The organism is Micromonospora sp. NPDC047707 (genome assembly GCF_040704235.1).
In the GTDB taxonomy this organism is placed as follows: domain Bacteria; phylum Actinomycetota; class Actinomycetes; order Mycobacteriales; family Micromonosporaceae; genus Micromonospora.
Window position 1 is genome coordinate 1 of the sequence record NZ_JBEYSU010000066.1, and the last position, 10,742, is coordinate 10,742.

Annotated in this window: 6 protein-coding genes and 4 pseudogenes; 3 read left to right on the top strand and 7 right to left on the bottom strand. The window is 69.6% G+C overall.

The genetic code is table 11. The features are described from left to right. Positions 1–111: 111 nt before the first annotated feature. Positions 112–887: pseudogene (locus tag AB0873_RS30635) on the top strand (IS630 family transposase); the annotation flags it as partial. 74 nt (positions 888–961) lie between these two features. Here AB0873_RS30635 and AB0873_RS30640 read toward each other — a convergent pair. From AB0873_RS30640 to AB0873_RS30655, 4 genes and pseudogenes are all read right to left on the bottom strand, one after another. Continuing rightward, positions 962–3,862, bottom strand: a complete 2,901-nt coding sequence (locus tag AB0873_RS30640) for an AAA family ATPase (RefSeq protein ID WP_366604119.1) — start codon at positions 3,860–3,862, stop codon at positions 962–964. 166 nt (positions 3,863–4,028) lie between these two features. Further along, positions 4,029–4,523: pseudogene (locus tag AB0873_RS30645) on the bottom strand (integrase core domain-containing protein); the annotation flags it as partial. A 22-nt stretch (positions 4,524–4,545) separates the two neighbouring features. Further along, on the bottom strand, positions 4,546–5,778 hold the full coding sequence (locus AB0873_RS30650) for an IS110 family transposase (protein WP_366604121.1): 1,233 nt from the start codon (positions 5,776–5,778) through the stop codon (positions 4,546–4,548). 278 nt (positions 5,779–6,056) lie between these two features. Further along, positions 6,057–6,410 (bottom strand): annotated as a pseudogene (locus AB0873_RS30655) (IS3 family transposase); the annotation flags it as partial. A gap of 23 nt (positions 6,411–6,433) precedes the next feature. On the opposite strand from AB0873_RS30655, the pseudogene AB0873_RS30660 reads away from it, so the two are divergent. Together AB0873_RS30660 and AB0873_RS30665 are read left to right on the top strand one after the other, a co-directional pair. Then, positions 6,434–6,820, top strand: a pseudogene (locus AB0873_RS30660) (hypothetical protein); the annotation flags it as partial. A gap of 42 nt (positions 6,821–6,862) precedes the next feature. Further along, on the top strand, positions 6,863–7,222 hold the full coding sequence (locus AB0873_RS30665; protein ID WP_366604123.1) for a transposase: 360 nt from the start codon (positions 6,863–6,865) through the stop codon (positions 7,220–7,222). 101 nt (positions 7,223–7,323) lie between these two features. On the opposite strand, the gene AB0873_RS30670 is transcribed toward AB0873_RS30665, so the two are convergent. The 3 genes from AB0873_RS30670 to istA all read right to left on the bottom strand — a co-directional run bounded on the left by AB0873_RS30670 (position 7,324) and on the right by istA (position 10,517). Then, a complete protein-coding gene (locus tag AB0873_RS30670) occupies positions 7,324–7,668 on the bottom strand; it encodes a transposase (protein WP_366604128.1) in 345 nt (114 codons plus the stop codon). Positions 7,669–8,226: 558 nt separating this feature from the next. Further along, entirely contained in the window at positions 8,227–9,003 is a 777-nt protein-coding gene (gene istB / locus AB0873_RS30675) for an IS21-like element helper ATPase IstB (protein WP_366604124.1), read from the bottom strand. Between the two features lie 11 nt (positions 9,004–9,014). Continuing rightward, entirely contained in the window at positions 9,015–10,517 is a 1,503-nt protein-coding gene (istA, locus tag AB0873_RS30680; RefSeq protein WP_366604126.1) for an IS21 family transposase, read from the bottom strand. Positions 10,518–10,742 lie beyond the last annotated feature (225 nt).

Genomic DNA, 10,742 nt, shown 5'->3' on the forward strand with positions numbered 1-10,742 from the left:
GATCATGGCGGGGATGATCCATTTGTCGAGCACTCAACATCGACGTGTCTCGCCGTCACACAACGCCCCGAACCGGTTACCCGACGGTCTCTAACACCCGCCCCGAGAAAACTGGGGCGGCCGTTCATCCGCTGGAGCATCCGCAAGCTCGCCGATCACCTGCGCGTTCACGCCGCCCGGCGGATCCGTATCGGGCGGGAGCGGCTGCGGCAGCTCCTGCACCGGCACCGGATCACGTTCCAGCGGACCAAGACGTGGAAGGAGTCCACGGCCCCGACCGGGATGCCAAGCTCGCCCGGATCGAGTACGTGAGCAGCCATTTCCCGCAGCGGACGTTCGCCTTCGACGAGTTCGGGCCCCTGGTGATCCGGCCGCAGGCCGGCGCCGGGTGGGCGCCCGCGGGCCATCCGCGCCGGCTGCCCGCGAACTACCACAAGCTGCACGGTGTCCGGCAGTTCCACGGCTGCTACTCCGTCGGCGACGATCAACTCTGGAGTGTCGTGCGGCGGCGTAAGAGCGCCATGAACACCCTCGCCGCGCTCAAGTCGATCCGCGCCGCCCGCCCGGACGGGGCGCCGATCTACGTCATCCTGGACAACCTGTCCGCGCACAAAGGCCTCAAGATCCGCAGGTGGGCGGCCCGGAACAAGGTCGAGCTCTGCTTCACGCCGACCTACGCCTCCTGGGCCAACCCGATCGAGGCCCAGTTCGGGCCGCTACGCACCTTCGTCATCGCCGGATCGAACCACCCCAACCACACCGCCCTGACCCGGCGGCTGCAGGCCTACCTGCGCTGGCGCAACGCCAACGCCCACCACCCCGACGTCCTGGCCGCCCAACGCCGCGAACGCGCCCGCATCCGCAGCGAACGACAACAACGCTGGGGCCACCCGCCACCCGCGCAGCCTGACCCCAACACCGCGAACGTTCGTGGTCAGGGCACTAGCCGTGGTGGCGGGCCTCACTGGCGGGATGGCTGCGGCCGCGCTTCGAACAGCCGCATTCGGTAGGCCAGCGCGGCCGCCTCTCCGCGGTTGGTTACGCCCAGCTTCATGATGATCCGGGAGACGTGCACGCTCGCCGTCTTGACCGATATGAACAGCTCCGTGGCGATCTGCCGGTTGGTTCGTCCTTGGGTGACGAGTTCGAGGACCTCCATCTCGCGCTGCGTCATGCCGAACGGGTTCGCGGACTGACCGGTGACGCTGCCCGCGCTTTCCTGACGGGGCATCTCGATGCGGGCCCGGCGGGCTAGCGAGTGACATTCCTCCAGCAACGGCCGCGCGGTCATGGTCGTGGCGAGCTGGATGGCCCGCGCCAGCCGCGCAGCGGCCAACGCCCGGTCGCCGGCGGCCGCGGCGACCTCGGCCGCTTCCAGCAACGCAGCCGCCGTTGGATGTGGCAGCCCGGTCTTCTCCCACGCGGAGAGGGCATGCTCCACGGCCTCGCCGCGCGCGGCAGCAGTGGCCATCTCGGCGCCGAAAGAGGCCCGATACGCTTCCTCCCACGGGGTACGCGCGGGCAGCCCCTCGGCCGTCGCCGCCAGCTTCTGCCGCGCCTCGCCGGTCGTGTCGAGGTGCGGACCGGCCCGGTGGAGCGCGCGTGCGCTGGCATGCAGGACCGCCCACGCGTATCGCGGCTCCAGGTCGGCGCGGTGGGCGTCGAGCGCCTCGAGCACCGCAGCGACCGCCTCCGCGGGGCGATTCCTAGCGAGTGAGACCTCCGCCCACAGCAGGGTCTGCAAGTACTGCTCCCACGGCGTGTCGTACCCGTTGGGCACCAGATCCCGGGCTTGCCGCGCGACGGCCTCTGCGCCGTCGACGTCGCCACGCCGCACCAGGATCTGGCCACGCAGTCCGAGGAGGGCGGCGAAGTACCCGGCCGGTGGGGCGAGTTCCTCAGCGTGGCCTAGCACCTCTAGTGCCTCGTCCCACCGCCCCACGGCAAGCATCGACTCGACCAGGGGGGTCGCCACCCGCACGCCGAGCGTGCGGGCCAGGCCCGCCTCGGCGGCCCGGCGCAGGCCGCGCTGCGCCAGGTCGATCGCGTCCACATAATGGCCCCGGATGGTGAGGAGGTCGACCTCCTCGATGTCGGCCCGCACCGCCAGCATGGGCACCGCGATGCGCCGCGACACCTCGCGCGCCGAACGGAAGCTGTCACGGGCCGCGTCGACTCGCCCCTCCTCACCGTCCATGCTCGCCAGCGTGGTCATCGCGTGCGCCTCGGCGTACGGGTCGCCGACCTGGCTCGCGGCGGCGAGGGCCTGCTCGGCCAGGTCGCGGGCGCGCTGCAGATCGCGCTCCACGTAGTACCGCTGCGCCAGGTAGGCGACCAGCCTGGCGCGCAGCGCGGTCGGCGGCTGCGCCGGCACAAGATCGAGCGCCGCCCGCAGGTCGTCGCCCGGGCCCGGCAGGCCCAGATGCCGCAGGATCCGGGCTCGGCGCTCCAACACACGCGCCGCCACCACCGGCATCCCCGCCGCGCGGGCGACGGCGAGCGCCTCATCGGCAAGCCTCAGGCCGTGCTCCGGCTCGCCGCTCTCGTGTGCAGCCTCGACGGCGTCGCGCAGCAACTCCGCCCGCGTCTTGCCGATCCGGTCCTCGGCGTCGGGCACCCGGGGCCACATCTCCAGCAGGCGCTCCAGCAACCGCAGCTGCGCGGCGTGGGCGTAGGTGGCCCGCGCTGACTCCACGGCCTGCCAGGTGGCCGTCACCGCCCGTGGCAGGTCACCCGCCGCATGCCAATGTCGGGCCGCCTCGGCGGGCGAGCCCACCTCGCCAAGGTCTTCGGCGGCCTGGCCGAGGCGCCGATGCAGCCGCACCCGTTCGCCAGGCAGGAGCGCCTCGTAAACGGCGTCGCGGACCAGCACGTGACGGAACGCGTATCCGTCGCCGGTGGGCACCAGCACCCCGGCGTGGACCGCTTCCCGCAGCGCCTCCTCCAGGTCGGCCTCGTCGCCCTGGTCGGCCAGGACCAGGTAACTATGGGAGATCGCCGGACCCGCCACCGCGGCCAGACGCACCGCCTGCTGTGCACGCGCCGACAGGCGTTCGACAGGCACCAGGAGCAGGTCGCGCATGGTCCCCGAGGTTCTGTTTGGCTCGGCCAGCAGGGCCTGGACGAACAGTGGAACGCCGCCGCTGCGGATTGCCAACTCGCGCAGCGCCGGCCCCTCCAGACGGCGGCCGAGGATGGCGCTGGCTTGCTCGGCGACCTCAAAATCGGTAAACCGGGCCAACTCCAGGGCGGCCACGGTCTCGCTTCGCCGCACCTCCACCAGCCGCGGCCGAGCGGGGTGGCCGTACGGAAGGTCGCGGTGGGTGACCAACGTCAGCACCGCAGCCTCATCGAGGGTGCGCAGCACGAAACGCAACAGGTCCCACGTGGCGCCGTCAGCCCAGTGCGCGTCCTCGATCACCAGCACCACGGGCCGATCGACGGCGAGCGCCTCGACGCAGCCAACCACGGCCGCGAAGAGCCGAATCCGACTGCCGTCACCGTCGGTGGCGACAGCGCCGAACTCATGTGACAGCAGCGCGAGATCCCCGGCTGTGCCGGCCGGCAGGCGTTCGAGGATCTTGTCGACACCGAACCGCCGCGCCGCCTGACGCAGCACGCCCACGAACGGGGCGTACGGCAGCGCCTCGTCGCCGGCCTCCAGGCACTTACCCACTAGCACCAGGGCGTCATGGCGTCGGGCGCAGAACTCCTGCAGCAGCCGTGTCTTCCCGATCCCCGCCTCACCCGAGATCAGCACCGTGCCTTGCCTGCGCTCATCACGCACCGCCGCGTAGGCACCCTCAAGAACCCGCAAAGCGTCGGCGCGACCAACGAACGGAACCGACGGCGCTTCGAACACCGACCCACCCCCAATCTCCGTCGCGGTCGTACCTCCCCAGGTCAGAGCCTCTCAAGCAACATGTACGCAGCGCAACAGGTCTTTGCCCAAGCCCGCCCGACCGGGCCACGCCCGGCCGCGATGCCGAGCAGCCACACGGGCTTGACCCCTGATCTTGGACACGGGGTTATGCGGCCGGGGCCAGCGTAGCCGGTGCCGGCCGGGTGTTCTTCTCGTAGGTGATCGGTGATTGCTGTCCGAGCCGGAAGTGGCGTCGGATGGTGTTGTAGCGGTGCAGCCAGCGGAACGCGGCGAGTCGTGCTTCGCGTTCGTCGGTGAAGGCGCGGCGGCCCTGGAGGGTTTCGCGTTTGAAGGTGGCGTTGAACGACTCCGCGGCGGCGTTGTCGGCGGAGCTACCGACCGCGCTCATCGACTGCCGGACCCCCGCCGCCGTGCAGGCGGCGGCGAAGGCCCGAGAGGTGTATTGCCCTGGGCTCCGTGATCGGTGTGCATGATCGCCCCCGTGCAGGCTGCCACCTCGGGTGCGCTGCGCGGCGTGGAGGGCGTCGATGACCAGGTCGGTGCGCATGTGCTCGGCGATCGCCCAGCCCGCGAGGCGCCGGGAGTGCAGGTCGATGACGGTGGCCAGGTAGAGGAACCCGCGCTCACCCACCGGCAGGTAGACATCCCACGCGGGTCAGATGTCAAGCGGTTCTCGGATCGGGTGTCGCGATGTCGATGTTCCACGCGGTGTTCTCGTTCCAGGTTTCGTCGTGTTGTAGGCACCACCAGAGCCGTCCGATGAGCTTGTTCGCGAGGTTGCGTAGGGCGGCGTTGTGGTGGTCTCCGGCGGCTCGGCGGCGGTCGTAGTGTGCGCGGGCGCCGGCGGATTTTGTGATGGTGACGAAGGCCCACCAATGGCAGGCGTCGCCGAGGCGCTTGTTGCGCACTTTGCGGGCCTTGACGTAACGCGATCGGCCCGAAGCGCGGGTAACTGGTGCAGTTCCGGCGAACGCGCGTAGGCCCGCGGCAGTGGTGAAGCGGGTTGGGTCGTCGCCGATTTCGGCCAGGACGCGGGCCGCGAGGACCGGGCCCAGCCCTGGAGCTGAACGCAGGATCGTGGCGAGCGGGTGCTGGTCGAACTCGGCCGTCAACGCTTGCTCGAGCTCTTCGACGGCGGTCTGCATCGCCACGACGATGGCAATCAGGGTCTGGGCGGTGACGCCGTAGGCGGCCTCGACGGCAGTGGGCTGCCGTAGTGCGGGGCTGTGCAGGGCGCTCAGCACATGTTCGGCCAGGGACGGGTCGTTGCGTCGCCGGCAGCGGCGCAGCAGCGTGGCGAGGCGGCGGGCGGTCAGTCGCAGCCCGGCTTCGGGTGTCGGGGCGGCGCTCAAGACCGCCAATGCCGCCTTGTGTTTGAGGTTCGGGAAAGCGCGCAGCGCTTGCGGGTAGAACTCCAGCAGCAGCGACCGCAGACGGCTGACGGTCTGGTTGAGCGACCAGATCGCGTCCTGGTGCTGACGGGCCAGCGTCTTGATCGCCGAGGCGTGGACGCTGATGCTGGGCAACGGCCGGTGCTGGTGCCGGTCGGTGCGCAACAGATCGGCCAGCACGAACGCGTCGCCCGGGTCGGATTTCTTACCGGATTGCCCGTGTCGTTCCCGGTAACGGGCGACCGCCCGCGGGTTGATCGCGAACACGGTCATCCCGGCGGCCTGCAACGCGACGACCAGCAGATTCTTGTCGGTCTCGATCCCGATCGGCACCGACGCGAGCTGGTCGGCGTCGTCGACGTGCTCGGCCAACAGGGACATCAGGCGGGAGAATCCGGTCGCGCCGGTGTCGATCCTGGCCCGGGCCAGCACGCTGCCGTCGGCGTCGAGCACCGCCACGTCGTGATGCTGCTCGGCCCAGTCGATGCCGCAGGTGATCTGCACTCGGGTCCCCTTCGTGGTCAACAACAAGTTGAGCCCGAGGGCACGCGCGGCGACCTAATGGAAGCGCTCAATGGCGCGGCATCTCACAAGCCGATCACGGACCCGACGACTGGCAGGACCACCGTCTACCTTCAGGCCTCGACGGCCGTGTGCATCATGCGAGTGGACACCGGCCAGCGGCTCACCCACACCTTGCACCCGATCTTGGGCCGGTGATATCTCAGGGGCCCCTGCCAGTCGTCTCCGGGCACCGGAAAATCTCTCCGGCCCTGCCATTAGGTGATGTCGCCGACGTAACGCTGGTTCGGCGCGGGGGCGGTGAAGTCCCGGCCGATCAGGTCCGCAGCCTTCGCCGCGGCCGGGTCCGACACCGTCGTACGAGTGCGTCGGCGCAGTCGTAGTCCCTGCACGCCGAAGCGGCGCATCACCCGGGCGACCCGCTTGCGGTTGACCGCCAGGCCGGCATCGCGCAGCGCGGCGGTGATCCGTGGTGCCCCACAGGTGCCGTCGTAAGCCGTGTGCACCGCCCGGATCCGGCCCGCGAGAGCCACGTCCGCAGCCTCTCGGGCGGCCCGGGCCGTGGCGGCCGAGCGCCAGTAGTAGTAGCTCGAGCGGGATACACCGATGACCTGGCTCTGGCAGCGACGGCTCCGCGGCCTACGCGGAGGCCATCCGCGTCGGGGCACCGCACGCGGTGCAGGTGGCTGACCGCTGGCATCTGTGGCACAACTTGGTCAAGGCGGTCGAGAAGACCGTGATCGCGCACAGCCGCTGCTGGCACGCCGGCCCGTCCCGGCAGACCAAGGTGCTCGACGAGCGCACCAAGTCCCGGCACGCCGCTGTGCACGCCCTGCTCGGCCAAGGCGTCGGCCTGCTGGAATGCGCCCGTCGGCTCGGCTGGGCACTGAACACCGTCAAACGGTATGCCCGCGCCGAACTGCCGAGGACCTGCAACGACCGGCGAAATACCGTCCGACGCTGGTCGACCCCTACCGCGACCACCTTCGCCGTCGGCTCGCCGAGCAGCCCAACGTGGCCGTGACCCGGCTGCTGACCGAGATTCGCGCGCCTGGTCGCCTGGCTGATGACCGCACCTGACAAACTCCCCGCCCAGCAGCGCAGTCACCTCGACGATCTGCTCGCGCCATGTCTGCAGCTGACCGTTCTCGCCGACCGGGTACGCGAGTTCGCCGCCCTGCTCACCGCCCGCCGGGGCCACGACCTGGACGGCTGGATGAGCGCGGTGGAAGCCGACGACCTGCCGGCACTGCACGCCTACATTCACGGCCTGCGGATGGACCTGCCAGCCGTCGTCGCCGGCCTCACCCTGCCCTACAGCAACGGCCCGATCGAAGGCGCCAACACCAAGGTCAAGTTCCTGAAACGGCAGATGTACGGCCGAGCCGCATTCCCGCTCCTGCGACAGCGGATCCTGCTCGCATAGAACAGACACCACGACCACCGTCTCCGTACCAGAGCCGATGACCTGACACAACCGCTTCACACCGTAGCGCTGCTGATGGTCGGCGACGAACTGGAAGCGGTTCACCAGGGCGTCTCCCCGGCGAAATACCGGGCCACCTTCCACAGAATGTCCCGTTCTTCCTCCAACTCCCGGACCCGCCGCCGCAACGCGGCATTCTCATCTTCAACCGATCCGGCCGCCTGCGGCCTCACCGCCGACGCCGCCGGACCGGCCGTGGCGCCCCGCCGTTGATCGTCGGCGCGAACCCAGCTACGCAACGTCTCCCGGTTGACCCCGAGATCGTCAGCGATCTGCGCGATCGTCGCCCCCGGCCTCGACCTGTACAACGCGACCGCGTCGGCCTTGAACTCGGCGGGTAGTGCTTGTTCACCATCTGTCAGGGACTCCTGATCTCCCCGGACCATCACGATCCAAGGTTCAAGTGTCCAGGACCAGGGGGCAACTCCCCGCCGAGCTGCGAGAGCAGCTTGCAGCCGCCCATGGCGCGCTACGTGACAGTCGAGCAAAACGACCGGTTGATGCCGGTTTTCAAGCGACTGCTGGCCAGTCCGTGCCTGAGGCCGCGATATCAACACAGCGCCAAGTCACTCTGCGTGAACGTTGATGAAGGTCGCTTGTCCCAGCGGTGCACGGATCTGCCGAAAACGGTGCGCGACTACTCCCCGATCAACTTTGCGAGACCGCGGGCCGTGCTCGGCTCACGGGCCGGGTCGCTGCCGCTCCGGGGTGGCCCCGGTCGGGATCTTAGCCTCGATCCGTGGATCAGCTCCGGAGTGATCCGGTGATCGATTGAGGGAAGTGGTCTTGCCGAGGGTGTGGTTGTGCTGCTGGTCTGCCCAGCGTTCTCGGTTGTCAACGGCCAATCAGATCTCCCCGTAGGCGGCCAGTAGTTTTCCCCGCTGGCGGCCATGGTTTTTCCCCAGCGGCGGCCAGATAGTTCCCCGCCGTGGGTGGTGTTGGGGTCAGTGCAAGGCTTTAACGCCCTGCCCTGCGGTGGCTTGGTTGAACCGGTAGCTGTCACCCTGGGTCACGACGACGTGGGCGTGGTGCAGGAGCCGGTCGACGGTCGCGGTGGCCAGGGTCTTGGGCATGATCTCGTCGAAGCCGGACGGGTGCAGGTTCGAGCTGACCGCGAGACTGCGCCGCTCGTAGGCGGCGTCAACGAGGCGGTAGAACCCTTCGGCGGCGTCCGGGGAGACCGGTAGCAGGCCGATGTCGTCGATGATGATCAGGTCGGTGCGGATCAGCCTGGTCATGGCTCGGGCGACGGAGTCGTCGGGGCGGTGGCGGCGGACCATGACGCCGAGGTCTTCGATGATGAACCCGGCGACGGTCATGCCGGCCTCGACGGCGGCCTGGCCGAGGGCCTCGCAGAAGTGGCTTTTGCCGGTGCCGGACGGGCCGCAGATGGACAGGTTTTCCTTGCGTTGCACCCATTCCAGGCTGCGCAGTGCGTCCTGGGTCGGCCGTGGGATCGATGAGGCTTGTTCGTCCCAGTCGCCGAAGGTCTTGCCGGCCGGGAACGCGGCGCGTTTGCGGCGGGTGCGCAGGTTGGCCTGGTCCCGGCCGGCTGCCTCTTCGGCCAGCAGGACTCGCACGACCTCGGCCGGGTCCCAGCGTTGCGCTTTCGCGGTGGGGATCAGATCGGCCATCGCCCGGCGCAGGTGCGGCAGTTTCAGCCGCCGGGTGAGCTCGATCGCTTCGGTCAGCGGGTCACCGGCTGCGCCGGTGACCCGCAACGGGGTGATGGTCACTGTTCTCCAGTCGTCGTGCCGAAGGTCGACCAGGCAGAGGTGCCTGGCTGCAGGCTGTGGGTTTCACTGGCCCGAGTGGCTGGGGCGTCGTCGTCGCGTTGGTGGGCCAGGATGCGGATCAGGTCGTTGTCGGCGAACCGGCCCGCCAGTGCCGCGGTCCCGAGGGCCCGATCGACCTGCGTGGCGCCGTGCAGCTTGGCCAGAGCGACGGCTTCGGCCATCTTGCGGCGGACCCCACGAACCCCAGCCGCGGCGGCTTCGACCAGCCACGCGGCGGCGCCCGGACCGAGAGCCAGGAACGCGGCCTCGTCGGCGGTGCGAGCCCGGGACACCCGATCAGCCGTCTCGGAATGTCGTGATCGGGGCGGGTAGTGCTCATCTCGGATCGACGGGCGGCCGGGCTGGGCCCGCGGATGGCGGGCGACCTCGACGGGCCCGGTGTCGCCGACGGCGGTGACGATGAGTTCGTCACCGTGGAACCGGGCCCAGACCCGGCTGTCGACCAGGTGGTGCGGGACCGAGTAGCGGACCCCGTCGACGGAGATGGTGCAGTCCCAATTCACCCGACGGGTGGTGCCGAACGCGACCGTGAACGGCTGCGCCGGCAGCGGGTGCAGCCGATCGCGTTCCTCCAGGAGAGCCTCGGCCGGGCGGCGTCGAGTGTCGCGGTGGATCCGCGCGTTGACCTCGTCGGTGAAGTCGCGGCAGGCCGCCTCCAACTCAGCGAACGTGCGGTACTGGCCGAGCAGGTTCGCGCTGGTCGGCACCAGGTCCGCCTTGGCGATCTTCACGGTGTTCTCGGCGCCGCCCTTGGACTGCGGGTCCGCCGGCACGCAGGTGCGGATCGTCATCCCGTAATGCCGGGCCACCTGCACGATCTCCGGATTCCTGACCGCGATGTCCGCAACGTGCTCCACCGTGACCGTCTTCTCGTTGTCGGTCAACACATAGGCCGGCACCCCGCCCAGCCGCCGCAGTGTCGCGTCCAGGCAGGCCACGACCGTCGGCAGGGTCTTGTCCAGCACCGGAATCACCACCCGGAACCTCGACCAGGGCAGCCACGCGCACCACAACGTGGTCCGCCGGCCGCCGATGCGCGGGCCCTCGCCCCAGTCGAACTGCAGCCACAAACCGGGCTCGGGGATCCACGGGCGGAACACCCGCCGCTGCCCGGCCTGCCAGGACTTCTTCACCGCGGCGACCGCCCGGCGGGTGGTGCGTTCCCCGCCGGCGAAGCCCATCGTGGTGATCCGCCGGTGCACCACCTCAGCGCGGACCCGGCCACCCGAACGGGCAACCAACTCCTCGATCTTGTCCATGAACTCGTCGATCGGCCGAGCCCGCTGGGTCCGCTCCTCGGGGCTGCGCCCCTCGGCCCGCAACTTCACATACCGGGCCACGATGTGATGGTCACACCCGGCCAGCTCGGCCGCCGCACGGTAACTACCCGTGAGGTCGTACGCCTCCAAGATTTCCACGATCTCCCTGCCGCGTTTCACGCCGCCGACCCTCGCCGACCAGCGTCTCGTCATGATCAGCGGGGAGATATCTGGCCATCCACGGGAGAACCCCGGCCACCAGCGGGGCGGTAAATGGCCACCTATGGGGATCTTTCACTGGCCGCCGACACTCGGTTCCTGGTCGTGTGGTCAGCGTGGGTGCGTGTGGTGGCTGGGAGTGGAATGCAGGGGTTGGGGCGTTTATGTGGTGAAGACGGCGTTCCA

Excerpts from the sequence above, each read along its gene's own strand:
- AB0873_RS30665 (WP_366604123.1), top strand. The coding sequence starts at position 6,863 with ATGACCGCACCTGACAAACTCCCCGCCCAGCAGCGCAGTCACCTCGAC.
- AB0873_RS30670 (WP_366604128.1), bottom strand. The coding sequence starts at position 7,668 with ATGGTCCGGGGAGATCAGGAGTCCCTGACAGATGGTGAACAAGCACTA.